This window comes from Shewanella dokdonensis, from assembly GCF_018394335.1.
Classification (GTDB): Bacteria; Pseudomonadota; Gammaproteobacteria; order Enterobacterales; family Shewanellaceae; genus Shewanella; species Shewanella dokdonensis.
Genome location: NZ_CP074572.1, coordinates 2,259,018 through 2,284,967 on the forward strand (window position 1 = coordinate 2,259,018; position 25,950 = coordinate 2,284,967).

Consider the following 25,950-nt stretch of genomic DNA (forward strand, 5'->3'; position numbering starts at 1 on the left):
CGATGCTTTAAAAACAGCTAAAGGTAGCCACGAATTAGCGTTTTATCTCAAGGCCATGCCAGATGACGAGCGCCAATATCAACAAGCGTTATATGGCATTTTGGCACAGGGGATTGTCAAGCAAGGCGATGCTGCCCAAACACTGCAAACGTTGGAGCAGCAACTGGTTGCTGGCGATATTTCCAATCATGGGCTGCAACTGTTGCTAACGCTGGCACAACAGCAAGACTACAGTTTGTCAGCGGCGGCGCGGCAACAGTTACTGAGTAAAATGCAGCAGTCACCTTTGTTGGCGGATTATCCGGAATATTTGGCCTTTGTGCAGTTCAGTAAAGCTGGCGATTATGACAACGCGGAACAGCTACTTGAGCTGATCTCTTGGCAATTGCTGGCAGGTAGTGAGCCAATGCAGCAAGGGCTGTTGGTGGATGGCACTTCCGTGGGCATCAATATGCTGGTTGCGCAACTGCTTAAGTGGGATGACAGCGAACACCGAGACCGGGTATTTACCACGCTGATGCAGCGGGTATTCAATACGCAGTCAGATGTGAATGACCCAGCAAACATTCGGGCGTTTATCACGCGGATGACATTATTGCTGCCCAATAACAGCCAAGTAAACGAACAACAATTCAGTTTGACCGAGCAGGATATTTCTCACAATTCTGACGCCGGGTTGGCGGCTGTCAGCAAGGCGTTAGCACAACATGATATTGAGGCCGCCAAAGCACATTTGCAGCGGTGGCTGGATAATTTGCAAACCACTAATACCTTTGGTGGCGAGCAATTGAATGCTTTGCTGCCACTCTATGGGCGACTGTACAGCAAACAGAATTTGCAAAAATTGGAGGCTTGGCCGGGCCTTGTCGATGTGCTCAGAGCAACTGGCGATTTAGCGTATTGGTCTAATCCGCAATGGCAGCAATATCTGATGAGTGAGGCCAAACAACGCTTGCAACCAGCCGGGACGGGTGAGGTTTATCGTACTGTACTGACGCCGCTGGCTAAGGAGCCTTTGCCAGCGCAATAAAGGTTGCGTGAGGCATTGATGCATGGCGGGTTAATACCATGCATCAACAGCGGCTGTAATATCTTGTTGCGCTAACCACGATTTACCGCGTTGCTGTGTTGTGACGGCCGCTATTGGTGATTGGTATCTGTTGCAATGGACTAGGGCGGTTTTAGTCGGCAGCGGTGGCATACTCGGTATCGTTTCCCACCGCGAGCGTCTAGCCGACGTCAGCAGCTGACCAGAATATGGTCATGGTTTTAACCTGCGGTACTTAGCGAAATATCCGCAGGCTTCTAGGTCAACCATTAATAGGGAAGTTAGCCCTGTATCGCATTAGCATAAATTTTACGCTGGTGGCTGGCGATACTTGCCGCTAGCAGCCCGCCAATCACTGACATATGTTCAAGTGCGATATACAAAGCTGGCATTGCTCGCTCTGCGGGGAGCATCCAAAAATGGTGCACTATGATGATGGAAAGTATCAGGAAGAATGCCAGAATCCCAGCGCCGAGCCATAGCGCTTTATCCGCGAGTAACAATGCTGAGCCACCTAGCAGGGTCACAATTGTTGCTATGTTAAATAACCATGCTGGTGATAATCCGGCGTGTTGCATCTCGGCTATCCCGCCTTGGAAGTCTATAAGCTTAGCCAAACCTGATGAGACGAAAACCACAGCTAAAAGTACTCTGGCAAGTAACCACAGCCAGCGACTCTGCAAGAATGAATGGGTAACGGTGCGCATAAATTTACTCCCTTAAATAGTTGTCGGTTTCCATATGAAGCTCGTCTGTAACTCACTCAATCTAATCACAACTTAGTCAGCTGGTTCTCTCGCTATATGGCAAGGTGTTGGCTGCTATCAATGGCAGTTTAACTAACGTCCCAACGGCGAGAAAACCAGCGTTGCATTACGAGCAAGCAAATTACCGAATATTTTGTTGCAGATGTTGTAGATATCTGGCGGCATCTTTTTCAATTTGCGGATTTTTTGGACATCGTTCGCAATGAATGTCGGCAAAGGTTCTAATCCTAAAAATTGATTCGCTTTATGAAAATGTAGATAAACGCCGTCTACCCCAACGCCATTGAAAAATTGTGTTGGGTCATTAAAGGCTTCTAGCGGCGCATTCCAGGTCACGGATAACATATATTTCTTGCCGAGAAGTAGTCCGCCGCTGCCATATTTTTTGGTCAGATCAGTCCGCGAACGCCCATCACTTGCGTATAAAACGCCATGTCCCGCGGTAAACACTTCATCAATATATTTTTTAATCGTCCAAGGCTCGCCCATCCACCAACCTGGCATTTGGAAAATGATGAGATCGCTATTGGCGATTTTTGTGACTTCCTCATCAATTGAGTATCCGTTATCTACAGTTGTCATCGATACGTTATGACCCTGAGATGCCAGATAGTCATAAGCGAGAGAGGCAAACTTATTGTTAAGTTCCCCTTTTGATAAAAGAAAATTCTTTGCACCATTAATGATTAATATATTACTCATGTTGATCCACTTAGTTTTAAGTTAAAACGATGTGATGTATTTGCGATTCCAAGAAAACACATCTGAAAATGTTAATTCACGCGTCGTGAGGTAAATACCATCCAAAGATTTATCTCGCGCTGCGTTGGCGGCGGTTGCCTAATCAATCAAACGGATGCTGTCACCATGCTAACGTTAATATCGGCAGTGGCACTTATCTGAGCGTGGCGCCCGTTCCCAAAAGGCTAATGCCTTTATTTAACTGACAATTTTTGCCACCACCGACGTGTTCAGCGGGCCATCGCAAGAGATATCACGGATGTGGTCGGTGTAACCTCTTTGGCATTGCCGCCAGCTACGTTATAAGTGCCTGTTGATAAGTGCTTGGGTCTTGAACGGGAGACTGTATACAAGTTCAACACTATCGTTAACCTTGGTGAAGCGGAGTTATCAGACCGCGGTTGTAGCGACAAACAATACTAATGCTTATTGTTAATATTATGATATTTAATTGATTTGTTTACATGTGACATATCTGTGCATCCATAATAACGTCTGCAATGCGCCTCATTGTAGGGTGGTTGACAATGCAGATAAACCAAGTATTTTTAAACAAATTGTTCAGGAATTCGAGACTATGGATGTTTTACAGGCAATGAAAACCTTTACTGCCGTTGTGGAGGCGGGAAGTTTCGTTGGTGCCATGAGTGCTATTGGCCTGTCAAAACCGGCGGTATCGCGGCATATAGCCGAACTTGAGCAACACTTAGGTTCGCGCCTGATCCAGCGTACGACCAGGCGGCTGTCCCTGACACGCGAGGGGTTATCGTACTATCAGCGCTGTAAAGAAATCTTGTTAGCGGTGCGTGAAGCCGAGGCCGAAGTCGGCGCGAGTACTGTTGAAGTTCAGGGGAGTTGCGAATTGGCGCACCACAGACTTTTGGTTTATTACATCTGGCTGCGTTATGGGGACGTTTTGCCGCGCTGTATCCACAGGTTTCTCTCGACGTGGAATTATCTGATCGCATTGTGGATGTTGTGGAAGAGGGCTATGACCTCGTTGTTCGTATTGCACGACTTCCCGATTCTAGCTTGATCAGCCGCCCATTAGCTTACACCAATATGGTGTTGTGCTCATCGCCACAGTATTTGAGTAAACGCGGTTATCCGCAGCGTCCTGAAGATCTTGTCAAACATGACATTATTTCCTACAGCTATTGGTCTGCTGGCAATGCTTGGAGTTTTCATGGGCCCAGAGGCGAGGTGACCGTGAATGTTCATTCGCGTATTAAAACCAATAGCGGTGATACATGCCGCGCTGCCGCACTTGCCCATCAGGGGATTGTGTTACTGCCTGACTTTTTGATATACCAAGATCTGCGTTCCGGGCGTCTGGAAGCGTTGCTGCCTGGGTATCGAGCGACAACCTTGGGCATTTTTGCACTATATCCAACGCGGAAACAGCTGCCGCTGAAGGTACGAAAGCTGGTGGACTTTCTGGTGGAAGAATTTCGAATACCGCCATGGCAGTGAAGTATGCCATGGCTATCTGGGTTAAAAAGCGGTGATGAATCGCTAATTTTGTACCAAGATTTTTTCTAAAAATTGTTTATAAAATAAATAGTAGTTTGTATTTCTGGCGATGTTACTTGCGGTTCTGCATATCGTTAGCCGTATCAACTTTAAAACTCGCTGGCTAGCTGTCATTGCCGATTCTATGGCATTTTGGCATTTGTGTATCCAGGAAAAGTTACTGAACATTTTCATCCAGATGCTGTAGATATCTTGCCGTATTTGTCTCAATTGGCGGGTTCTTTTGGACACTATTTGCCATGAATATTGACCAAGTAGAATTCTCAAGCAACATTCACAACGCAATAAAGTGTGAGTACCTGAAGGTCAGTATCAGGGCTAAAGTGCTCATGCTGATACCTGTGGTCAGGTTATCGATGTTAGTTTGACAACCGTCAGTACGGTTCTGACTAGAACTATGTATTTTTCTTTGGTAATGTAATTAAAAATTATTATCACTATTTTGTTTCTATCTCTTAAACATGAGAAAAAGTGGCTTCTTGTATTGGCTGGTTGGGATCACGCTAATGGCTTTTATGGGGCAGACGTTGGCGTATGGCGCTATTGCGAGCCATATCGATATGATGTCACCAGAGCATGAGCAAGCCTTGCCAAACCATAGCCAACAAGCAGCTCAGATACCGCTATGCTGTAAAGTTAAAACCCATTGTTTTTCATGCCATTTCACAGCAATTACCGTGGGACACAAGTTAACTATTGATAACTTAATCACGAGTTCAGATGCCATCGCTATGACGGTTGATGCTCGCCTCTTTCTGTTAGTCTTTCCTAATTTCCGCCCGCCAATTTTTGCCTAGTACAGGACAGTTGTATCTTCAATTTGTGGTGCTCTGAGATTGATAGAAACAACTGCTAGAGATGGGCACCTGAGTGCCATCATCACATCCAACTAAGTTGTTATTTTTGAACTGATCTGACTCTGGATCATCAGTGTGTAAGGCGTTGCGTGGCAATCATCACGGTTGTCTGTGACGTCGTACAAAATGGTTACGACACAATGAAAAGCATAAAACATTACTTACTGACTTTTATATTATTTATAACACTCCTATGTTTGATAGCGGCAGGGATAATCTACTCTGGTTTCTATAACATTGGTGCAGACGCGCCTCATGTAAAACCCGTGTATGAAGTTTTAAAAGTGTTACGTCAAAGCTCAATTGAGCAGCATGCCAAAGATATCCTAGTACCAGATTTGGATGATCCCGCCCTTATCTTAAAGGGCGCTGGTCAATATGCTGCCATGTGTACAGACTGTCATCTCGCGCCTGGCAAAGCTACTTCAGAAATACGTCCGGGTCTTTACCCTCAGCCACCTAATCTTTCGCTGCATCGTGTAGTGCCTAATGAGGTTTTTGGGTGATCAAACACGGTGTAAAAATGAGCGCTATGCCAGCTTGGGGGTTTAGTCATGATGATCCGACAATTTGGAGCATGGTGGCATTTTTGATGAAACTCCCAGATTTAAGTCCTGCACAATACCAAGAGCTCGTAGCTAAAGCCCCGCCCGATGAAGATATGGGCGAAGGCAGTAGTCATGAACATAAACACAACCACACACACTAATTTCAAAGAGATAACCTTACATCATCTAACAGATTAGGAAGATATGAGCCATAAAAACGGTCATTTTTATGGCTCTGCAACACTAGATGCTAGAAAAGGTATTTGTACATCACCCAGCGCTGCGCATTGTCGTGGCAATATACTACACCGTTGTTGTTCGACGATCGGTGGCTGTAACACAGCTGAATCTCATGTTATTGTCGAAAAATTAGGAAGCTCTTTTAGCGATTAATCGTTACTGTAAATACCTTACTGAAAAGCTACAGTAGTCACTTTAGCTTTTATTAAATTTCATTATTAAATAAGGTTAATTCATCAAAATAGCTCCTCAATATTTGGCTCATTTCCATTTCAGCCATGCTTTCATCTCTCTGAATTATGGCATTAACTAGATTTGATCCTTGGTAATCTAAATGAGCTGATATAGCGTTAGATTGATGCTGTTTTTTAACACCGGAAGTTACTTGTACCAGTGATTGGAATAATCCAATAAGAAAGCGATTATGTGTTAAGTTAGCTATTTTTTCAGCTAGAAATTGACACGATTTTTTGTTTTCAAAAGCAAATTGTTGGAGAATTTTGGCATCTTCACTCGTACAATTATGTGCAGCCTGTCTGGCGATCATCTGTCCAATGAGTAACAATGCATATTGCAACTCGTAGAATGAAAATTTCCCAGAGAAAAATAGGTCGTTACATGCTGATTCGACCCGTTCAAAACCAATTGGTTTAACGAAAGCTCCACCCATTGCACCACGCTTAATATCAACTAAACCACTAGCTTCTAACCCTTTTATTGCTTCCCTTATTGTTGTTCTACTCACATTAAAATAACTAATTAATTCACTTTCTGATGGCAGTTTTTGTCCTGCCGCATACCGTCCATCTAAAATCGCTGTACGTAACTGAGCATAAATATTGGTGGATGCCTTGATATGCCCCACAGGTTTGAAGTCTCTCAATATCCGCTATTCCTCAAATTTTAAATAATTCGTTTTTTATGGAATTCAACCAACTCATAATGAGTTGGTTGAATCTTTATAAATTAAAATTTATAGATAAATTTTGTTCTTAAGTCAGTAGCATCTTTATCATTGTCTTCATAATCTAGAACTGAAAAATCAACTGATAAAGCGCAATTTTTTAAGCTTCCTGGAAAGTTGTAGACTAGGTTGAGAGTCCATTCATCAAGATCTTTTCCAACTTCTGGATTATCAAATGATGTATATCTTATCATTCCATCTAGTTGGGTAATTTTATATTCCATACCGATCTGATATGAGTTAGTACCGGCCTCAAAAGCGGCCACGCCAGCAGTTTTTGTTGTTGTGGTAAATTGATAATATGCTCCTTGTCCAACACCTCTAAAAACGCGATGCTCACCTTCTGAGCCACTTGCAGTTGTATATGCTGCAAAAAATTCGAAATTTTTATGGGAGGCACCAACTTTAACCCCAAATAAGTCATTATTAGCAAAATTAGAGTTGTCCCATGAGTTGGTGTAAAATTGCGCAGCAATATAGCTTTTTAAAGGAATTGGTAATGTGTACTTTATATCTGTATATAATGCTTTAACCTCGTCTACTACATTAGCGTATTGAGCTTGAATTTTGATAATTTTAGATGGTGACGTGTTTATCTGGGCAAACCACATACCGCTATTGCCAATGTCATAAAATTCACCTGGACGACCTGTTCCTTTTTCTCAAAATCTACAAAATCATTATCTGCATAATATGATTTATCAGTTCGTGTTTGATATTTAGATACATATCCTGCTGAAATTTCAGTATTTACTAGGCTGTGGTTACGGATTTGATACATTTCAAATGACTCCTTGATGAGTCTTGAACCAGAGTTAGCAACAAATGGTGATGAAAAATGTTGTCTGCCACCTTTGAAGATTGTATTGCCTAGTGTGTACTTAAGATAAGATTCCGACAGAATTGCTCCATCTGCATCCATATTACCAGCGGTTTTTGCATCTTTATCATTGATACTATTAATATAAGAGCCTTGAAACTCACCTCCTAATTCAAAACCATTGAACTTCCCTGTATTGAATGTGATATTTCCCCCATTTGCCCAGATTTGGCTATCATGGCTGCCGTCTTTGTCAAATGTTTGTACGAAGTAATATGATTTCATCGCACCATGAACATTTCCAGCAGAAAACCATTGATCAAAACTGGAAACTGTATCATTTGCAAAAACTGAAGTGCTAAAAATAAAACTTAGTGTAAATATAGATATATTTTTATTACTCATAATTTACCCTTCTACGATTTCATCTAAGTTGCAATGACTTAGATTGGCCCCATACCAATGCTATTTGCCAATGCATATTATTCACTTCAATCTAACTGTTACTGCTAATGTAGAAACATGCTAAATATGAAGTGAGACCAGAAAGAGAAGAAGAGGCGCAGCGTTACAACAGCGGGTGTACATGACTATTAATCAAGAAATTAATAGTCAATTACCCATTGTTAATTCACCAAATAACAGCCAATACAGTCCATTGTTTAGATTGCAATAACAACTGAAGTTGGGGAGCACAACAACATAACAGCTGTTAACGCAAAATTGGCTGAAATTTATTCACATGGAAAAGTGATATCAACGTAATGCTGCACCTCGATAACTCTTTCAAAATTAATCTTTGGCTGACAGCAAATTAGTAATAACACTCGTCATAGGCAGTAGTGATAATTTTGTATTAGCACCTTTATCTGGTGTTAGTGTCAGATACGGATGCTTGAGATACGCATTAGCTTCATCCTCATTATCTAATGGCGGTGGGGCTAAGGTGATTTTCTCAGAAGCAATAACTACTTGTAGAAACAGGGGCTGTGACTTTACCCAAATGGATGGGGCATCCGCATTCACACCGGAGAATAGATCTCGATAGCGAACAACTAAAACATGTGAACCTTTTGGTAATTCTACTGAATGAAGGATGTTGCTATTGGTATGCCCATCTACATCAAGCAACTCTAGCTGGTTAGATAATAAGACTTGAGCGGCCTGTGTTGGTGAAGTGAAGAAGCTCAATAACGTTAGTGTAGGTACAGCAACTGCTGTAATAGCTATTTTTGAGAACATAACAATTTCTCCAGAATTTTAAAAAATACAACATCTTAGTTCAAAGCTTTTGGCTTATCAGACGATTGTTTTGATCAAAATTACTGGATGTTTGGCGGTGGTGTTTGTACGCCTACAGTTATGGAGCGAATGCTCCAAGTCGAGCAAGAAATTTCCTGTGTTAACGTTGGTTGAATTTGGAGGGGATTAATTGGCGATATGATAGAAACTAAACTACTGCAATGGCTTGAACAATGTCCTAGTTGACCACAGCCACTTTTATTCATATCACATTTACATCCTTTTCCCCCTTGACAGCAGTCAGTGGGAGTTTGAAATTTATGTATTTGCGAAGTTTCTGTCACTTGCTGCGACATTGGCATAGCAAAAACCAGCCTAGGAACAATAGCCTGACTAGTTAGCATTATCAGCAATGTCATTAATAACAGCAAATTACGCATATTGAACGCTATCTATACTGTTGCAGAAATCCGTTGGCAAGTTGCCATGTTTTAGCTAAAAACGTCAAGGACTAAATAGATTAAACTAGGTGTAATTGATCATGATCAATATTTGATTTTTAGATTTACAATTCCGCGGTTATTTCTGATATTACTGCCAGATCAACGTTTGGGGGAATTCTTTTAGTCCAAGTGTGTAGCCCACTCATTAATGTCATTTAGAAGGCAATAAACGGTATATGTGCTCTTTAGGAGGGTGCTTATTATTGTAATCTAACTCGTTTAAGTCATGAGCTGCGATTGGTCGTGAACCGGAAACTCGATAGTGTGCGTTATCTGCTCAGATTGTCTCACTCTCCCAGAATATAATTGTAACGCACGGTATTAACCCACGACTAGCCAACTCTTGGCCATTGGCTGCCCTGATACTGCTTTAACAACTATATCCAACTCAAGATTAAATCGCTTCTCTCTGGAGATTATTGTCATAAGTATGTTTGTCGGTTTCATCGCATAAACAGCTTCTAGCAGAGAAGGAAAAAGCCAAGATCGTTTGAGATATTGGCTTAAGCGACACCGTCTATAGGTTGAATCTATCGGTTCAATGATTAACCATCAATATCAACAAACAGTGGATTTGAATAGAACCACAAATCTGCGTAGTTACGTTCATTTAGCTGTTCAAAATAATCCGGATTGGCACCATCAACATTTGCGGAACGTTGCGGTTCGCCATTAACGATTAAACCGGCCACGTTATACGCTAAATTTGTGCCTCGCAGACGGAAGTACTGATCCTTGGCGGCGGTAAAGGTATAGGTCATGGTTGTATAACCATCGCTATCCACCGTCCAGTCTTGGGCTGAAAATGAACGGACAACATGGGCGGAGGCATTTGTTGAGTTATTGTACGCATCTGTACCCGGCAGGGCTTTCTCGCCAACATCACCTACGATTAAATCGATATGATTCACGCCAGGATTGGTTGCTGCATAAATTTCATTATTAACAACCGCTTCTCGGTTATTGGTGGCTGGAGATTTAAAGCGAATCGTGATGGTTACGGCTTCGCCTTGCTTGGCACTTAATGTTTGACCCATAGTGACCGAGTCTCGTGCCTTATTTGATGCTTTAAAGTCAAGGGCATTGATTAAGTCGCCATAAGTGCCCCACATATTGCCCGTGTGCATTGCATTCAGTAGCGTTTGTGCTGAGATAGGATCTGCCGCCGCGGTTTTATTATCAACCCAGGTGTAGGTTTTGGCGTATTCCCCAGGATAATAGCCGCTGGCATAGCTGTCTCTGGTTTTAAAATGGTGATCAGAGTTGGCCACGTTCCAAATTTTACGTCCTTCCCCGAGCAATGCATCCCACCAACCGCCAACTTGAGCCACCGTAGGATCTACACCGCCATAAACACCATCAAAACTGCTGTCGGCATAATCACCGCGGTGATCAGTAAACTGGTTACCTACCATCCCTTCAATCAAGAAGAACACATCCGGTGCGGCATTATTTAAATCGCGAACATCAGCAATGGTATAACTACTCGCATAGCGCCGAGGATGGTTGAGCATGCCAAAACTGGAAGTTGGGAAGTGCTCTTCAAGCCAGGTTAATGCCGCAATGGCATCATCATGGGTTTGATTTTGCCGCGTAATTCCAGCTTCGTTCCATTGATTCACATCGTCAACATTGAAATCTGACAGAGTATTTTTACTGCTGAAACGGTATTCAAATTCTTTAACTGCGGCTAGTCTTTGTGCTTGATCTGCATCGTCCCAAATGATGCCAATGCCATAATGCTCATGTGTTGGCATGTCCCACTCAAAGGAAGAAAAATCAGTTTGTTTGGATATTGTTCGGCTTGTAATGACTTAATGGCCGGTAATTCGTAACGGCTTAACGCGTCATAATACAGTAGACCGCCGACATCATTATCGTCATTGTCCTGACTATTATTGCGCATGTGGTTTGAAATGCTGACATAGTCCAAACCAAAAGAGTTAAACGACTTATTTAGCACATCGGTTAGTGGTGAGCGCGCATCTTGCGAAACCGCCGTATGCACATGAATATCACCACTTAACCAACGTCCTGACGTGGTTACCGTATCATCGGTATTGTCATTACTACCAGAGTTGCAACCTGCTAATAACACCCCAACAATCGCTACCTGTAGTAGCGAAACAGCTGTTTTCGATTTCATAGTTTTCCATTGTACTCATAAAAAGACAATGGCCATGTTATTAGCGAAAAGTTTCAATACTTTTAAACATTTATAAAATCTTAATGAAAACCTTAATCATCGATTATATGGCGATTTTCTCGGCAGCCGCGAAGTGTAAAGCTTAGTTTCGAGTCTTGCTGATGGGGGATGTTATACCTCGGGGTTCAACCCGTTCCTGCTAATGCTCAGCTGTCGCTCGGCAGTTACTTGTTCGTTACCCTTGCCTTACTCGTTATCACTGTCATCTTCTACCAGGCTGTACCCCATGCCACGTACCGTTTTTATCCGAATGTGGTCACTTTTTTCTGCCAGATTTTTACGTAGGCGTGAGATTTGGGACTCCAATGAATTGGAGGTAACAAACTTATCGTAACCGTATACCCGAGCTTCTAACGCTTCCCGGGTAACCAGGGTTCCTGGTCTGGTCATCAGTGCTTCTAACACCAAAGCTTCGGTACGTCTGAGCAGCAAAGGCTCTTTATTCAATGTGAAGGTGTGGCTGATGGAGTTGTACACCAAGGCGCCAAACTGTTTGGTTTGGGCGGCAACTTCTAATGGCAACCGCAAACAATTGCGTATCCGAGCCAGTAACTCGCGGGGTTCAAAAGGTTTGGCAATATAGTCGAGCGCTCCAAGTTCTAGGCCTTGAATTTTGTCATGGCTGTCAGCCAGAGCGGTAAGTAGGATAAAACGCTGCGGTTTATGTTGTGTCTTGGCAAAGTTGAGAATGCTAATGCCGTCCCCGTCTGGGAGCAGCCGATCAACAATCACCAAATCAAATTCATTTTCCAGTATGGCGACCTTGGCAATCGCTAAGGTTGGGGCAACGTCGACCACAAACTCATGACGTTCTAAAAACGCGACTAGCGTTTCGGCAATGCCTTCTTCGTCTTCAATTAACAACAATCGCATGGCAGACCTCGTCATTAGCTTTCTATGTGACGAGTCTACGAAGATAAGCTTGCATAAAACTGACAAAAACGCCCAGTGTGTAGATTAACTGGGCGTTTTAATTAGCATAATTGTTGGTACAGATTAGAACTCGTACTGCACTTCCAATGAGAAGGTACGACCTGCTGCATTGTAGCGTGAAGAGTCGTACGGCCGTTGGTCAACTACGGCCAGTGGCGGTTTTTTATCAAAGATATTACGGCCAGCAAAGTTGATCCGTAAGCTATTGGTCAGTTGATATGACGCTGTTAAATCAAACCAAAGGTATGAGTCTACTTCGCGGTCGTGCTCTGTTCCATAGACAGTACCAGCTGACATATAACTCAGGTAGTTATTGAGATATTTGGGCAGGTAGTAAGCGTATAACGTTGCGGTTAAATCGTTATAGTTATACCTCAGAGAACCATTGATTTTGTAGTCATCAACGCCGCCAATTTTCCCTAAACGTGAGACTTTGTCACCCCCTTAAATGCTTGGGTTTCCATAGTCATATTGTCTAGGTAAGTGATTTTTGGCTCAAAACTACCGTAAGCGGTATTAAAGTAGTAACTCAGTTCATAAGTCATCGACTCAAACTCGGAGCCAGCGATATTAAACTGCATAGCACGCTGCTCGGTGACTTTGCCATTTTCATCACGAGGATAAAACTGCTCTAGGCCCAGGCGCTGATCAGATGCCACTAATTCCATGAGGTCACTCAAGTCTGCATATTCATTTTTACGCTTGGTGCGATGATAGCTGACAGTCAAATTCAGACCCGCTAACGTGCCGCTTGGTTGCCAGCCTACTGACAAAGATTCCTGGGTAGAGGTCTCAGGTTTCAAATCAGGGTTGGGTGCCAGATAACTTGCGGCAGCATAGGCTTTGTAAGTGCCATAGTCATACAGACAGTCGTTATGCGCGGTACAGTCGTAATAGGGGTCGTTAGAAATAGTTGTGTCATAGGTGTGGGTGCCGGATACATTAAATAATGATGTATAAACCGGAGCCTTGAAGCCCTCAGTCCACTTACCTCTGATGTTGATATCTTTTACCGGTTCCCAGTAAAAGCCAAAGCTGGGAGTGGTACGTGCAAAGGTATTGTCAGCATAGACCAACTCAACCCCAGGTTCATATGTCACACCACCTACGGTACCAACGGCGCCTTTGGATTTAGTGATGTCTCGGCGAGCGGATAAACTCAATGTTAATGCGTTGATGCCTGGAACGGTAAAGTTTTTGCCAAATACCGGGATGGTCATTTCGCCAAAAAACGCATACATATCACGGCTGATTTCTCCGCCGGTAAAGTTTTTGACTTCCTTACTACTTACACCGCTATCGTGCCATTCACCGCCCAAGGCATAGTAAATGGTGCCTGCAGGTAATTCATAGGCAGAACCGTTGAGCCGTAGCTCGTAGTTGTCCATAGACGATGAACGATTTTCGACCATATTCTGGACATAAAAATCCATGATGCTAGCGCCGGAACTTTCAGCGGTAGATTTCCACGGGTTAAACGCCACATTCGGGTCGTTGCTGGTGACGGCTTCACACTGCTTATCAAAAATTTGCTGGTAATATTCAGCTTCGCTAGCAGTATAGCTGCCTTCTGCCAGCGCGCCATTGTAACAGGCAACCCCATTGGGTGAGTTAGGATCCGCAAGAAAGGAAACTAATGAACTAAGGCTGTATTGATCGCCATCGCTGCCTGAACCTGATTTTGAATAGATAAAGTCAAGCTTGGTATCACTATTAAACTCATAGCTCAACCCCGCGTTAAAGTTCCAGGCTGTTTGGGTACTGCTGATCCTGCCTGAGGGTAAAACGCCGGTTGCGACTTCATCGATTGGGCGATAGTACACTCTGGTGGCACTGCTATAGGTGCGGTCATAAAAATAGTCGAGTGGGAAGGGGTTATAGTACTGACCGGGCGCAAGCTCTATGTTTAACGCTGATGTACTGTAATCGAGTTCACGACTATATTCACTACGGGTATACAGACCGTTAAAAAATGCGCTGATGTGCTCGGTCAGCTTTTGTTCGGCATTTAAGGTGGCGCTGGTTGACTTGGTTTTAGGCCCCGCATCTTTCGGAACATAGTCCAGTTTGTCAGCATCGGTTAACGGGATAAAATCGCCTATGCTTGGCACGCCGTCCGTGCCATTTGGCAGTGTGATACCCGTTTCACTATAGTTCCAGTCTGCATCGTATTGCCCCCAAGTTATCAAACCCGGTTGTGAACCATTGCTGTAACTCCGCAGATCATAAGCGCTATCGTTATAATAGTCAGCGTAGTTCAACGTCCTAAAACCAGACTTGTAGTTATTAACTGGGTCGCGCTTGCTGTGTTCCAAAGACAGTGACACATTACCGCTAGTCCATGTTCGACCAGTGAACAGGCTAATTCGGCTATTGTCTGCATCATTGGAAGACACTTCGTGTTGTACACTGACGGTGCTGCCAGAGAAGTTACTGCGCAGGATAAAGTTAATGACCCCGCCCATGGCATCCGCCCCGTAAATGGCTGATGCCCCGTCCAAACTGATTTCTACCCGTTCAATGGCACTTAATGGGATGCCATTGAGGTTAACAAAGCCATCTTCAATCCCGGCGGCACCGGCAATACGGCGCCCATTGATCAATATCAGCGTTTGCCCGGCACCTATACCTCCGAGGTTAGCCGCTGACACCCCCAGTGAACCCAGTGGGGAAACCGAAGCCTGATTTCCTCGTTGGTTTAATTCACCTCTTGAGCGTTCATTGGTAATCGCACCAATGGTGGCCAGGTTTTGCGGTAGGGTTCGTAGCAGTTCTTCTACGCTGGTAACCCCGCGCGCTTTGATCTCGTCGGCATCGATGATCATTTGGCGTGAAGTGATATTGCCGTGCTGCAAGCGTGAGCCGGTAACTTCGATACGTTCTACCGCCTCGCTGGTGATATCGTCACTTTTCTTTTGCTTCTTGGGAGTGGATGTTTGAGCTGTTTGAGATTGGGCTACTGCTTTTACCTCAATGTCTTTCAGATCGGTGTCGTCCGCTGCCATTGCCATGGACGATAGCCCATATAGTGCTAATGTCAGCGCGGATAATCGGAAATGTTGTCTTTGCACTTTGTCTCTTCCTTCAGCTTTGGTCTGTTTTTCTTGTTTGAGGGTCGGTATTTTTTGTGATTACCTTTTAGATCTATCGATCTAACTTTTTATTAACAGATAAAGCTTGCACCAACCTTGCACAGAGCTGATCAGCGGGATAAATAGCGCAATTATTGTAGTGATCTCTCGTTAAAGTCGGGAAAATCTCCAAATAGTGGCTTACTAGGTAGCCAATAGCGGCTTACTGGTAAATAGTATCGTTAGCTAGAATTTACTGAATTGTAAACCTATGTGAAATAGAAAAGTTGGCTGTTAATAACAGTGCTATATCAGTTAACACATTGGGAACTTGCTTAGATGCGTGCAGCTAGCCGCTGACCTGTGATGTTGAAAAGATGAGAGTTACCCGTTTGCAGTTTAACAAAAGTGTTGGCTCTTAAATCAACACAAAAAGGTAACTCTCAGGCGTTATACTCACAACCCGCCCAGCAAACACAAGGTTGGTTTGCAAAACGTAACGTATCCCAGGCGAGTCAAGGGAAGCTCTAGATACGTTTACCGTTATCCGATGGATTGGGAACGCAAGTGTTGGAAATCTCTTTACGGTTGCAAAGTTCTCTCTATCAACTGAATTTCAGCGACGCCAAGATGGTCTGGATAATCTGGTCACTGGTGATTTTACTGGCCTGAGCATGGAAGTTCAGTACCATACGGTGACGCAAAACCGGGGCGGCAATGGCCTTGATGTCATCACAACTCACCGCAAAGCGATCATCTAGCAAGGCTTTCACCTTTGCTGCCAACATCAAGCCCTGGATCCCGCGTGGCGAGGCCCCGAGATTGACAAACTTATTAACCTCATCAGGCGCATATTCACTGCCTGGTTGGGTCGCCATAACCAAGCGGATAGCGTAGGTCTTGGCCAGTTCCGGTACCGGTACCTGACGGACAATCGCCCGTAAATCGCAGAGTTGCTTAGCTTCAGTGACCGCATTGATGGTGATTTTTTCACCGCTGGTGGTGCGGTCAATAATGGTGTGGTAATCCTGCTCGGTTGGGTAGCCTACGATCAATTTAAACAGGAAGCGGTCGAGCTGTGCTTCGGGCAGAGGATAAGTCCCTTCTTGCTCTGTAGGGTTTTGCGTTGCCATAACACAGAAGGGTTCGTCCAGTTTTAAGGTTTGACGACCTACGGTGACCTGCTTTTCCTGCATCACTTCCAGCAACGCTGATTGTGTTTTCGGTGTGGCACGGTTAATTTCATCGGCGAGCACTAGGTTCGCCATAATCGGCCCAGGCTGAAAGCGCAATTCGTGGCCGCCATTGGCGGTTTCTGTCAATACGGTAGAGCCCTGAATATCCGCTGGCATCAGGTCAGGCGTGAACTGGATACGCGAAAACTGCAAGTTAACTGCCTGACTGATAGAACTGACCAGCATGGTTTTACCCAGACCAGGAACACCTTCCAGCAATACGTGACCGCCAGCCATCAGTGCAATTAAGACACCTTCTACGACCTCTTGCTGACCCACCATCATGTTGTTAACTTCGGCTTTAATTTTGTTAAAGGTGGTTTTAAACTCGACGGCGCGTTGTTTGGCGATTGCTAATTCATTGTTATCCATTTTCGTGTTTGCTACCTCAAGACCCATTATGCTTGTCAGTATCCACTAGCTTGCTTGCACCAACCTTGCAACTTGAAAAGTTGTGGTCGCTGACACTTGGTGATATTTTCAGCCATCGTGGATCGGTTATATGCTCTCTGTCTATGCGTATTTTGTTAGTCGAAGATGAACCAGACATCGCGGAAACCACTGGTGAGTATTTAAAAAACAAGGTTTTACCGTCGATGTTGCGGATTCGATGCGCTTTGCTCGCGAAGCCCTGCGGAGCTTTCCATACGAAGTGGTAATTCTGGATAGAATGTTACCCGATGGTGATGGCGTTGAACTGATCCGCTTTTGTCAGCAACAGGGATTGCTCAACCGCTTTTTGGTGTTATCGGCAATGGATCAGCTGAACGATAAACTCACCGGACTCAACCTTGGCGCTGATGATTACGTGACCAAGCCTTTTGAACCGCAAGAGCTGCTAGCGCGTATTCGCGCGGCGATGCGCCATCCCTTACAAGCCGTTGAGCATATCATTACGGTTGGGCAGTTGCGTTATGACAGCCAATCCCATAACGTATTTTTACGTGACCAACTCTTTTTGTTGTCTCGGCGTGAACTGGCGATTATGGGATTGTTAATGAAACGGGCTAATCGCGTCATTGCCCGCGAAGCCATCGAACAGGCGGTATACAGCTTTGATGATGAAATTACCTCCAATACGCTAGAGTCGCACATGTCTCGACTACGTAAAAAATTAACTCAAGCCGATACCGGCGTCACGATTCAAACCGTTCGCGGTGTGGGCTACTTACTCAAAGCATTATGAAATTACACCACTTGCTGCTGCAACTTCCCAAATCCATGTTTGGACAAATGGCCTTGTTGACCCTGATATTTTTAGGGACATTTGTTTATTTTATGGCTATCGAACCATTAATGGATGTGCCTGACGGTAGCGATGACCCTATGGCGACCACAGTCAGTCTGGTCACCAGTGAAATGCGTCAGTTCTTGTATGACATGAAACAAAATCCGCACAGTGCGGAAAAAATAAAATCCTATCCTGCGATTGCCGAAGTGTTAGCTAGTAACCCGGATTTCACGTATTACCTGCGTCAGGATAATTATGTCTACAGTAACACTGACACCAATCATTACATGGCCCAGTTAAAGCTGGAGCAATTGCACCAAATGATTTCTCAGCAAAAAAATATGCATGTGTGTACTTATGCAAATTACAGCACTTCGCTGGCCGATGAGAAAAAACAGGTGTCGGTCATGTATTCGTACTGTGACGGGGCGAATTACTACATGGAGTTTTCGGGGATCACTAAACCCTTGCAGCCTAAGTTCTATGATCTGACCGATTACTATGAACGCTGGTTCTGGTCAAATAGCAGAACCTCCGTATATGCGGCGGGTGGGGTATTTGTGATTGCCATATTGATCCTGCTGCTGAATATGCGGGCGATTCGCCGTTTGGTAAACCTGGCTAATTCGTTTGACCCTAAACACCTAGAGCAGCAGTTGCCTGAAACCGGGTTGAGCCAAGAAGTGTTGCCACTGGTGCGGGCGGTCAACCAAATGATTGCCAAAGTGGATGACACCCAAAAACAACACAACTTTTTCCTCTCTACTGCCGCCCACGAAATGCGTACGCCATTGACCATATTGCGCACGCGACTGGAAGTCTTGGACGATAGCGAGATTAAAGAAAAACTGATCAATGATGTGCGCCGATTGGTTAATCTGGTCAATCAATTACTGCGACTTATGCGGGTCGGCGGGCCGAAAGAACTTACCCAAGAGGTGGATTTAGTGGCCTGTTGTAAAAAAGTCATTGCCGAGCGCACCCCGTATGCACTGGATAGAAGTTGTACGCTGAGTTTAGATGCCCAAGTGCCACGCTATGTGATTAAAGGCGATGACGATTTGCTACAGGTAGCATTGTCTAACCTGATTGACAACGCTATCTCGTTTACACCTGAGCAAGGCGAAATTAAGGTGGCATTGACCGCCGCTGGTTGCCTCACGATTGAAGATCAAGGAAGTGGTATTCACCCACAACTGTTGGATAGTCTATTTGAACCCTTTGCCAAATTTCCCCTAACCGTAATGGTCATGGATTGGGTTTGGCCATTGTCAAAGCGGTGACTCAACTGCATGGCGCAACTGTTACTGCAAGCAACAAAACCACTGGCGGTGCTTGTTTTACGTTGCAGTTTGCATCTGAATTACATGCGTAATGGCGCGACTGCTATGCGCTTTTTATCGGCGTCATTTGGCGTTCTGGCTTGCGCCGTCGCCGAGGCTGTGACGCTGTGATCCTGTTAAACGAAGTGAGTCGCAAACGCCAGTCTGGCATTGGCTCCGCTAGTTTGACGTCATGGCTTTTGGCCGGCGCAATCGACTGCCCATCTGTTACTGCCATCTGTCTGTTGCTGCCATCGCGCTAGAGCAAACATCTCAGCTCAATCGTTGATAAGTCTCCGCTATCATAGCCGATGGTGGTTGATAATTTTATTAACCAAATGATTTTTAATGCAAATATAAACTATCGTTACCGCTGCCGCGCTTGCCCGGCCAGCTTGTTTGGCGCATTACCGAGACAAATCTGAATTTCAGGTGATTCTGTTATTGTGTGATCCAGCACGGTAGATCACAGTGGCTAACTCATTATATCGTTATATATCTCGATATATAACGAGTTGTCTGTCGTTCCCCGCCGCTATCCAAGTTTAGCTGCCTGTCGCAGTGATTCGTCGTTGGTACTGTCACGAACACATTGAGGTATCTTATTGCCGCTTTCGGAGCCTCTCTCTGAACGCTGCATGTGGTATGCCTGTGCTGTTCGCCCTAAGAAAACTAATAAAAACAAATAGTAATCGTTGTTTTTAATACTCAAGAGTTGTCGTAACTATAGAAAGGAGCCGTGTTATGTTGAGGGGATTCCGAGGGAACCAGCTCGCGCTGGTTATCAGTCTGGTATTGGCTGGCCCAGCATTGGCTGCACAGCCGCTGGCGAACAATGCCAGCGAAAAGCCTAAGGCTGACAAAGATAAAACTGAAGTAATTGTCGTGGTGGGAGAACGTGAAAATAAAGACGGTTATCGTCCAAAAACCGTTGACTTGGGGCCGTTGGGGACTCGGTCTCTGAAAGATACCCCGTATGCCATCAGTATCTTTAACCGGGAGCTTATGGACAGTGTCAATGCTACCAGTTTGAATGATGTGCTTAAGTACATGCCATCAACACAAATGGAAGCGCGCGGCGGCACTGACATTGGTCGTCCACAAACCCGTGGTATGGAAGGTGGCGTAGTTGATAACAACCATCTGGATGGTATGAACGTGGTAGCCACCACTGCCCAGCCAATGGAACTGTACGAACGGATTGAGGTGATCCAAGGGTTGACTGGCGCCTTGTATGGCCCCGCAAGCCCGGCTGGTAACTTTAACTATGTGTTTAAACGGCCAACTCAGGATTACTACAACGCAGTATCTGCTGGCATGACAGATGATGGTGCCTGGTTGTTGCATGCTGATACTGGTGGTAGCCCTAACAAATACTTTGGTTACCGGGTTAACCTGTTGCAGGAAGAAGGGGATGGTTACGTTAGCGGTTCCCACCTCAATCGTAAACTGGCAGGTCTGGCATTGGATATCAATCCAGGGGAAAACACCGTTGTTCAATTGAACGGCAGCTATTACAAGTTTGACAAGTTTGGTTACCCAGGTGGTTTTTCATATGCGTCATCTATCGATCTGCCATCGGCAATGGACCCGACTAAACGGGGTTATGGGCAAGTATTCAGTGGTAGCAGCCTAGAAACCACCACCGGCAGCGGTAAAGTGATCCATCAGTTGAATGAAAACTGGAAACTGAGCGCCGGTGCCTTGTATCAGGAAGCCAAACGTACCCTCACTGGGGCAACCAACACCTTGAATGCGGATGGGACATTTACTTCGCGCATGTCAACTTCTGGTGCTGCTGGGAAATTTACCGTCACCAGCAATATGGCGAACTTAACCGGCCGCGTGAACACTGGCAGTGTTAGTCATGATTTGGTGTTTGGCACTACCGGCTATAGCTGGAAAATCTACAGTGCCACTGGCCGCTCTTCTGCGGTATTGGGCACTTCTCCCATCGATGAGCCACAGGTTTATGACTCACCAGAAATCAATCTGCATGTGCCCACATACAAATCTGGTAATACCAAGGTTCAGAGTGGCATTATCGGTGACACCATCACTTGGAATGACTATCTGTCCACCATGTTGATTGGCAGTTACAGTGATTTTGATGTGTCTAACTATAACCGTAACGGCGATAAAACCGGCAATTATAGCAAGGATGGCGTAAGTTCCACCGTGTCTATGATTTTCAAACCGATTGCTGAAATTTCCACTTACATCACTTACGCCGATAGTCTGGAAGCGGGCGGTAGTGCATCGGTAGACGCACAAAATGCTGGTGAAACTCTCGACCCCGTCAGAAGTTATCAAACAGAATTGGGCGCGAAAGCCAGTTTAGGGGATTTCGACATCAATGCCGCAGTGTTCAGAGTAAAACGGCCGCTGGCATATGAAAGTGAAGATGGTTACTACCGTCAGCAAGGGATGCAGCGTAACAATGGCGCAGAGCTGAGCATTAACGGATATCTGACTCCTGAGTTGAAAATATACGGTGGGGTAACCTATCTCGATGCGGAGTTGCAGGACAGTTATGACCCGCGCACCGCTGGCAAAGAAGTGGTGGGCGTTGCCAAGTGGCAAGGTAACCTGTTAGCCGAATATACCGTAGAACAACTCGCTGGCGTGTCATTCAATGCCAACGTGCACTATACCGGCAAACGCGCTGCTAACAATATCAATAGCACTTGGGCGAGTTCATATACCACAGTGGATATTGGCGCGAAGTATGTCATACCAAAATTCATTGGTAGTGAAACCACCTTGCGACTCAATGTGACCAACCTGTTCGACCGCGATTACTGGGCGGCGATTTTCCCTGGCAATATTTACGGCACTCCCGGTGCTAGCAATACGGCATTTTTGGGCGAACCGCGGCAGATCCGGTTAACCGCTACCGTGAAATTCTGATCTAACCCGCCGGGCGTTACGCCCGGCACCTTAACACGCCCATTGGGGGAGGACTGCTGGAAATGCTAGCGAAGTATTATGGCGCGTTCGTTTTTCTGTTAGCATCTGCGAGCGCTGTAGCGGCCGATGAGGTGCATACAGTGCGTTATTACGACAATGTGGCGGTGACAGTGCCCAATACGGTCACGCGCGTGGCAACCAGTTGGGAAGCGCAGAATTCTATTCTGGCCATGCTGGGCTATGGTGACAAAATTGTCGCCACTACCCGTTATGCCCGCGATACCCCAGCGTTTCAGAAATTTGTACCATCCATAAAAGATGCGGCGCTCACCACTATGAGTGGTTCGGCCAACATCAACGTTGAACAGTTAATTGCGTTACACCCAGATATTTTGTTTGCTTCTCAAGGATTTCCAGCAAACAAGGCGGCTCAACTTGAACGGGCTGGGATTGCCGTGGCGTGGTTCCGCGCCAATTCTATGGACGCCTTAGTGGAACGTGTGGGGCTGACCGGAAAAATGCTTGGGCCACAGGCTGAAGCCAAAGCGCAAGCCTATCAACAGTATTTTGCCCGCAACAAAGCGCTGGTGGCAGAACGGCTGAAAAATATTCCGCAAGCGCAACGGCTCAAAGTCTATATTGCTTCGGGGACACCGCTGACCACATCGGGACGACCCTCTTTAAATCAGGATTGGATAGATCTGGCGGGTGGGATCAATATTGCCGAGCACTGGCAACTGAGTGATGTGCACCATGGTTCGGCAAATGTTAGCATTGAGTCGATTATTGCCGCGGCGCCGGATGTGATTATCAGCATGCGTGCTGGTGATGTGGCGACCATGCTGCATAAGGATCCTCGTTGGCGCAATGTTAAAGCGGTAAAAAATGACCGAGTATATGCTAACCCGCGCGGATTGTTTTGGTGGTGCCGTGAAACCTCAGAAGAAGCGTTACAATTTTTGTGGTTGGCAAAACTGCTGTATCCCACACATTTTGCCGACATCGATATGCCGCAGGAAACCAAACAGTTCTATCAGCAGTTTTATAACATTCATTTGACGGATGCCGATGTTGCTGACTTTTTGCATCCTCAGGAGTAGTTAGTGCCGTCTCCATCTTCGTCGGCGGTTGCCGCATCACCTTTGTTACAAGCCAAAGATTTGGCTTATGCCTATGGCGATCGCCCAGTACTGAAAAAGTCAGTCTGACGGTTTATGCCGGTGAAGTTCTGGCCTTATTAGGACCGAATGGCACCGGCAAAAGTACCTTGCTACGGTTGCTGCTCGGCCTCGAAACGCCGGCATCAGGCAGTGTGTTATTGCGCGGTGAACCACTGGCATCATTAAGCCGTCGCCACATTGCCGCACAAATTGCCTATGTGCCGCAGAATCATGTTTGTCCGTTCCCCTATACAGTGCGGCAGATTGTGTCCATGGGGCGATACCATGAGGCCGGAATGTTTGGCCGCAGTCATCAAGATGATGAGCTTATTGAGCAACATTTGCGGCGGTTACGCATTGAACACCTGGCGGATCGCCCGTATACCCAAATCTCTGGTGGCGAACGCCAGTTGGCGCTGGTGTGCCGCGCATTGGTGCAAGGGGCCACACTGTTACTGCTGGATGAACCCGCTTCGGCACTGGATTTTGGTCATCAGGCACGCTTGCTGACACAACTGCGACAACTGGCCGATGAAGGTTACGCCGTTGTCATGACGACCCATCACCCGCATCATGCTCGCATGATTGCGCATCGGGCGTTGCTGCTGAAAGACGGGGTGGTGATGGGAGAAGGCAAGCCCAGCATGGTGCTTTCTGCGCCTACGATACAGTCATTGTATGATCTGACCGTACAGGAACTTGCTGCGTTTTCTCGGGGAATGGTGGGCTAACGATGACCCTGTTTGGACAGTTTTCGGGATTAGTGCTGTTGCTCTTGGCGGCGATGTTGTTGTCGCTGTCATTAGGCAATTACCCCATGACGGTTACTGACATCCTGCATTTTTTGGGGGCATTAACTGGCATTAGCGCCATGGATGCAGCGCAGTATGACCTGTTATACAACATTCTCATCGATGTGCGTTTACCGCGCGTGCTCGCCGCGGTGCTGGTGGGCATGGCGCTGTCCGGTTCTGGGGCGGCGTTTCAGGCGGTGTTTCGTAATCCTTTGGTGTCACCCGGTATGCTCGGCGTGTTGGCGGGCGCCTCCTTTGGCGCCACCTTGGGAATGTTGTGGCATGGCAGCTGGTTGGTCATCCAAAGCAGTGCCTTCCTGTTTGGTTTGTTGGCGGTTGCGTTAGGCGTTGCCATCGGCATGATTTTTGGGCGCGGCTCCATCATTACCTTGCTACTCGGCGGCATTATCAGCAGCGCCTTGTTCAGCGCGCTGTTATCCATGGTGAAATTTGTCGCCGATCCGCAAGACGAACTGCCATCGATTATCTATTGGTTGATGGGCAGCTTAGGGCTCTCAAGCCTGTCGGACGTGCTGTGGCTGGTTCCGGTGATGCTGCTAGCGGTATTGGTGCTTTGCGGATTTGGCAGAGCGCTGGATGCCATGTCTATGGGCGACGATGAGGCCAAAGCCTTGGGCGTTCCGGTATTGTGGGTGCGCTATGGCGTGATTATCGCCGCGACCATGGCGTCCGCCTTGTCGGTATCCATTGCCGGCATTGTCGGTTGGGTGGGGCTGCTGACTCCTCATGTCGCTCGTATGTTGGTAGGGCCTGCTAACGCCAGATTAATGCCGGTGAGCATAGTGCTGGGCGCAATCTTCCTGTTGTTGGCCGACTGCTTGTCGCGGGTTATCAGCCAGGTAGAAGTGCCTATTGGGATTGTTACCGAGTGTCTCGGCTTGCCGTTATTTCTGTTGGTGTTACATCGGGCGCGTAAAGGCTGGAATTAAAAATTTCTCAAGGAGCATCTATGCAAGGGCTGGTAAATTGGCGGCTGATCCGCGAGCGTATGTTGGGACCAGTGCACCGTGGTGCAATGCCGGCGGTCAATTGGGACGATATCACCGAAATGTACGATGGTATGGCGCGTTTGGAACGGCGTTTTACCCAGATGCAGGTCGATTGTATGCCAATTACCGCCGATGACACTGTGGTCGATATTGGTTGCGGCCCCGGGCGTTTGACCGTCCCTATGGCTAAAAAAGCGCGCAGTGTCACCAGTGTGGATGCCTTTAGCAATATGTTGGCGCGCTGTCAGCACAATGTGCGTGAAGCGGGGTTGAGTAATGTTGTAGCCTTACAGCAAGACTGGCAGCAGGAAGATGCTGTAGCGCAGATCGGTGTACATGATATTGCGGTCGCATCCCGTTCCGTGGGCTTTTATGATCTACTCAAATTGAATCGTATCGCCCGTAAATATGCGGTGGTTTTAAGCTTTGCTAACGCACCGAGCCTGCGTGAAATTCAGTTGAGTTTTCTGGCGGGGATCAGTGATGTTCCGCAACACCGTTTTCAGGAGGAAGACAGACTACTGAGTTATAACGTCACCTTTAACATGCTGTATGACATGGGCGCAGAACCCAATATTCGGATCTTGGATGATGGTTTTGAAGCGGAATTTAGTCATAAGCAGGAAGCGTATGATGCCTTGCGTTTTGTTGGTGAGATCCCACCAGATAAAGAAGCCTTATACCAAGCCAATGTCGATAAACATCTCACGCCCACCGAAAGTGGATGGCGCTTGTTCTGCCCAACGCGCAGTTATGTGATGTGGTGGCATACCGCAGAGCTGAAATGTTAGTGGTGTGGCAGCACTGAGGGATTG

25 protein-coding genes and 2 pseudogenes are annotated in these 25,950 nt (G+C 46.0%); 15 read left to right on the top strand and 12 right to left on the bottom strand.

Going from position 1 to position 25,950, the window contains the following annotated elements:
- Nucleotides 1-55 precede the first annotated feature (55 nt).
- Complete coding sequence (locus tag KHX94_RS10875) at nt 56-1,030, top strand: hypothetical protein (RefSeq protein WP_213680652.1); 975 nt, start codon at nt 56-58, stop codon at nt 1,028-1,030.
- Between the two features lie 299 nt (nt 1,031-1,329).
- Here KHX94_RS10875 and KHX94_RS10880 read toward each other — a convergent pair whose 3' ends face one another.
- On the bottom strand, nt 1,330-1,755 hold the full coding sequence (locus tag KHX94_RS10880; RefSeq protein WP_213680653.1) for a DoxX family protein: 426 nt from the start codon (nt 1,753-1,755) through the stop codon (nt 1,330-1,332).
- A 132-nt stretch (nt 1,756-1,887) separates the two neighbouring features.
- Nucleotides 1,888-2,517 carry an NAD(P)H-dependent oxidoreductase gene (locus KHX94_RS10885; protein WP_213680654.1) on the bottom strand — a complete coding sequence of 210 codons (630 nt, stop codon included), beginning with the start codon at nt 2,515-2,517 and terminating at the stop codon, nt 1,888-1,890.
- A gap of 682 nt (nt 2,518-3,199) precedes the next feature.
- Between KHX94_RS10885 and KHX94_RS21800 the strand changes: the two are divergent.
- From KHX94_RS21800 to KHX94_RS20440, 5 genes and pseudogenes are all read left to right on the top strand, one after another.
- A pseudogene (locus tag KHX94_RS21800) lies at nt 3,200-3,259 on the top strand (hypothetical protein); the annotation flags it as partial.
- Nucleotides 3,260-3,411: 152 nt separating this feature from the next.
- On the top strand, nt 3,412-4,029 hold the full coding sequence (locus KHX94_RS10890; protein ID WP_244859101.1) for a substrate binding domain-containing protein: 618 nt from the start codon (nt 3,412-3,414) through the stop codon (nt 4,027-4,029).
- A gap of 566 nt (nt 4,030-4,595) precedes the next feature.
- Complete coding sequence (locus KHX94_RS10895; protein WP_213680655.1) at nt 4,596-4,886, top strand: hypothetical protein; 291 nt, start codon at nt 4,596-4,598, stop codon at nt 4,884-4,886.
- 149 nt (nt 4,887-5,035) lie between these two features.
- Nucleotides 5,036-5,452, top strand: coding sequence for a hypothetical protein (locus KHX94_RS20435; RefSeq protein ID WP_244859102.1), 417 nt, complete (start codon nt 5,036-5,038; stop codon nt 5,450-5,452).
- The gene (locus KHX94_RS20440) at nt 5,449-5,655 is read left to right on the top strand and encodes a c-type cytochrome (protein ID WP_244859103.1); all 207 of its coding nucleotides are present in this window, start codon (nt 5,449-5,451) and stop codon (nt 5,653-5,655) included. Before KHX94_RS20435 ends, KHX94_RS20440 begins: the two co-directional genes overlap by 4 nt.
- 284 nt (nt 5,656-5,939) lie before the next feature.
- Here the strand turns inward: KHX94_RS20440 and KHX94_RS10905 are convergent, their stop codons facing one another.
- The 10 genes from KHX94_RS10905 to KHX94_RS10940 form a co-directional block, all read right to left on the bottom strand.
- On the bottom strand, nt 5,940-6,617 hold the full coding sequence (locus tag KHX94_RS10905; RefSeq protein WP_244859104.1) for a FadR/GntR family transcriptional regulator: 678 nt from the start codon (nt 6,615-6,617) through the stop codon (nt 5,940-5,942).
- Nucleotides 6,618-6,700: 83 nt separating this feature from the next.
- Nucleotides 6,701-7,309, bottom strand: coding sequence for a hypothetical protein (locus KHX94_RS20445; protein WP_244859105.1), 609 nt, complete (start codon nt 7,307-7,309; stop codon nt 6,701-6,703).
- Nucleotides 7,291-7,923: an OprD family outer membrane porin gene (locus KHX94_RS20450; protein ID WP_244859106.1), complete on the bottom strand. Its 633-nt coding sequence runs from the start codon at nt 7,921-7,923 to the stop codon at nt 7,291-7,293. The genes KHX94_RS20445 and KHX94_RS20450 overlap by 19 nt, the downstream gene beginning before the upstream one ends.
- Before the next feature lie 387 nt (nt 7,924-8,310).
- Entirely contained in the window at nt 8,311-8,760 is a 450-nt protein-coding gene (locus KHX94_RS10915) for a DUF2057 family protein (RefSeq protein WP_213680656.1), read from the bottom strand.
- A gap of 1,048 nt (nt 8,761-9,808) precedes the next feature.
- Nucleotides 9,809-11,020, bottom strand: a complete 1,212-nt coding sequence (locus KHX94_RS10920) for a CehA/McbA family metallohydrolase domain-containing protein (protein WP_244859107.1) — start codon at nt 11,018-11,020, stop codon at nt 9,809-9,811.
- Nucleotides 10,954-11,409, bottom strand: a complete 456-nt coding sequence (locus KHX94_RS20455) for a PHP domain-containing protein (RefSeq protein ID WP_244859108.1) — start codon at nt 11,407-11,409, stop codon at nt 10,954-10,956. Before KHX94_RS20455 ends, KHX94_RS10920 begins: the two co-directional genes overlap by 67 nt.
- A 246-nt stretch (nt 11,410-11,655) precedes the next feature.
- Nucleotides 11,656-12,342 (bottom strand): response regulator transcription factor, encoded by a 687-nt coding sequence (locus KHX94_RS10925; protein ID WP_213680657.1) that lies wholly within the window; start codon nt 12,340-12,342, stop codon nt 11,656-11,658.
- 123 nt (nt 12,343-12,465) lie between these two features.
- On the bottom strand, nt 12,466-12,699 hold the full coding sequence (locus KHX94_RS21100; protein ID WP_342345759.1) for a hypothetical protein: 234 nt from the start codon (nt 12,697-12,699) through the stop codon (nt 12,466-12,468).
- A gap of 122 nt (nt 12,700-12,821) precedes the next feature.
- Nucleotides 12,822-15,473, bottom strand: a complete 2,652-nt coding sequence (locus KHX94_RS10935; RefSeq protein WP_213680658.1) for a TonB-dependent receptor domain-containing protein — start codon at nt 15,471-15,473, stop codon at nt 12,822-12,824.
- 605 nt (nt 15,474-16,078) lie between these two features.
- Nucleotides 16,079-17,080: an AAA family ATPase gene (locus KHX94_RS10940; RefSeq protein ID WP_213680659.1), complete on the bottom strand. Its 1,002-nt coding sequence runs from the start codon at nt 17,078-17,080 to the stop codon at nt 16,079-16,081.
- A 211-nt stretch (nt 17,081-17,291) separates the two neighbouring features.
- Between KHX94_RS10940 and KHX94_RS21105 the strand changes: the two are divergent.
- The 9 genes and pseudogenes from KHX94_RS21105 to KHX94_RS10980 form a co-directional block, all read left to right on the top strand.
- Nucleotides 17,292-17,549, top strand: a pseudogene (locus KHX94_RS21105) (response regulator transcription factor); the annotation flags it as partial.
- Nucleotides 17,550-17,567: 18 nt separating this feature from the next.
- Complete coding sequence (locus KHX94_RS21110; protein ID WP_280529653.1) at nt 17,568-17,894, top strand: winged helix-turn-helix domain-containing protein; 327 nt, start codon at nt 17,568-17,570, stop codon at nt 17,892-17,894.
- Entirely contained in the window at nt 17,891-19,222 is a 1,332-nt protein-coding gene (locus tag KHX94_RS10950) for a sensor histidine kinase (protein ID WP_213680661.1), read from the top strand. The genes KHX94_RS21110 and KHX94_RS10950 overlap by 4 nt, the downstream gene beginning before the upstream one ends.
- Before the next feature lie 9 nt (nt 19,223-19,231).
- Nucleotides 19,232-19,393: a hypothetical protein gene (locus KHX94_RS20460; protein WP_244859109.1), complete on the top strand. Its 162-nt coding sequence runs from the start codon at nt 19,232-19,234 to the stop codon at nt 19,391-19,393.
- A 612-nt stretch (nt 19,394-20,005) separates the two neighbouring features.
- Complete coding sequence (locus KHX94_RS10960) at nt 20,006-22,171, top strand: TonB-dependent siderophore receptor (RefSeq protein ID WP_213680663.1); 2,166 nt, start codon at nt 20,006-20,008, stop codon at nt 22,169-22,171.
- Nucleotides 22,172-22,233: 62 nt separating this feature from the next.
- A complete protein-coding gene (locus tag KHX94_RS10965; RefSeq protein ID WP_213680664.1) occupies nt 22,234-23,271 on the top strand; it encodes an ABC transporter substrate-binding protein in 1,038 nt (345 codons plus the stop codon).
- 128 nt (nt 23,272-23,399) lie between these two features.
- Nucleotides 23,400-24,062, top strand: a complete 663-nt coding sequence (locus KHX94_RS10970) for an ABC transporter ATP-binding protein (protein WP_244859442.1) — start codon at nt 23,400-23,402, stop codon at nt 24,060-24,062.
- Nucleotides 24,063-24,064: 2 nt separating this feature from the next.
- A complete protein-coding gene (locus tag KHX94_RS10975) occupies nt 24,065-25,075 on the top strand; it encodes a FecCD family ABC transporter permease (RefSeq protein ID WP_213680665.1) in 1,011 nt (336 codons plus the stop codon).
- Between the two features lie 20 nt (nt 25,076-25,095).
- A complete protein-coding gene (locus tag KHX94_RS10980; protein WP_213680666.1) occupies nt 25,096-25,926 on the top strand; it encodes a class I SAM-dependent methyltransferase in 831 nt (276 codons plus the stop codon).
- Nucleotides 25,927-25,950: the final 24 nt, after the last annotated feature.

Bases quoted from the DNA above. Each gene is read 5' to 3' on its own strand.
- KHX94_RS10895 (WP_213680655.1), top strand. From the start codon at position 4,596: ATGGCTTTTATGGGGCAGACGTTGGCGTATGGCGCTATTGCGAGCCAT.
- KHX94_RS10975 (WP_213680665.1), top strand. From the start codon at position 24,065: ATGACCCTGTTTGGACAGTTTTCGGGATTAGTGCTGTTGCTCTTGGCG.
- KHX94_RS21100 (WP_342345759.1), bottom strand. From the start codon at position 12,699: ATGTCAGCTGGTACTGTCTATGGAACAGAGCACGACCGCGAAGTAGAC.
- KHX94_RS21110 (WP_280529653.1), top strand. From the start codon at position 17,568: ATGCGCCATCCCTTACAAGCCGTTGAGCATATCATTACGGTTGGGCAG.
- KHX94_RS20450 (WP_244859106.1), bottom strand. From the start codon at position 7,923: ATGAGTAATAAAAATATATCTATATTTACACTAAGTTTTATTTTTAGC.
- KHX94_RS20460 (WP_244859109.1), top strand. From the start codon at position 19,232: ATGGCGCAACTGTTACTGCAAGCAACAAAACCACTGGCGGTGCTTGTT.
- KHX94_RS10885 (WP_213680654.1), bottom strand. From the start codon at position 2,517: ATGAGTAATATATTAATCATTAATGGTGCAAAGAATTTTCTTTTATCA.
- KHX94_RS10875 (WP_213680652.1), top strand. From the start codon at position 56: ATGCCAGATGACGAGCGCCAATATCAACAAGCGTTATATGGCATTTTG.
- KHX94_RS10960 (WP_213680663.1), top strand. From the start codon at position 20,006: ATGTTGAGGGGATTCCGAGGGAACCAGCTCGCGCTGGTTATCAGTCTG.
- KHX94_RS10980 (WP_213680666.1), top strand. From the start codon at position 25,096: ATGCAAGGGCTGGTAAATTGGCGGCTGATCCGCGAGCGTATGTTGGGA.
- KHX94_RS20445 (WP_244859105.1), bottom strand. From the start codon at position 7,309: ATGTGGTTTGCCCAGATAAACACGTCACCATCTAAAATTATCAAAATT.
- KHX94_RS10950 (WP_213680661.1), top strand. From the start codon at position 17,891: ATGAAATTACACCACTTGCTGCTGCAACTTCCCAAATCCATGTTTGGA.
- KHX94_RS10940 (WP_213680659.1), bottom strand. From the start codon at position 17,080: ATGGATAACAATGAATTAGCAATCGCCAAACAACGCGCCGTCGAGTTT.
- KHX94_RS10965 (WP_213680664.1), top strand. From the start codon at position 22,234: ATGCTAGCGAAGTATTATGGCGCGTTCGTTTTTCTGTTAGCATCTGCG.
- KHX94_RS10920 (WP_244859107.1), bottom strand. From the start codon at position 11,020: ATGCCAACACATGAGCATTATGGCATTGGCATCATTTGGGACGATGCA.
- KHX94_RS10925 (WP_213680657.1), bottom strand. From the start codon at position 12,342: ATGCGATTGTTGTTAATTGAAGACGAAGAAGGCATTGCCGAAACGCTA.
- KHX94_RS20455 (WP_244859108.1), bottom strand. From the start codon at position 11,409: ATGAAATCGAAAACAGCTGTTTCGCTACTACAGGTAGCGATTGTTGGG.
- KHX94_RS10880 (WP_213680653.1), bottom strand. From the start codon at position 1,755: ATGCGCACCGTTACCCATTCATTCTTGCAGAGTCGCTGGCTGTGGTTA.
- KHX94_RS10915 (WP_213680656.1), bottom strand. From the start codon at position 8,760: ATGTTCTCAAAAATAGCTATTACAGCAGTTGCTGTACCTACACTAACG.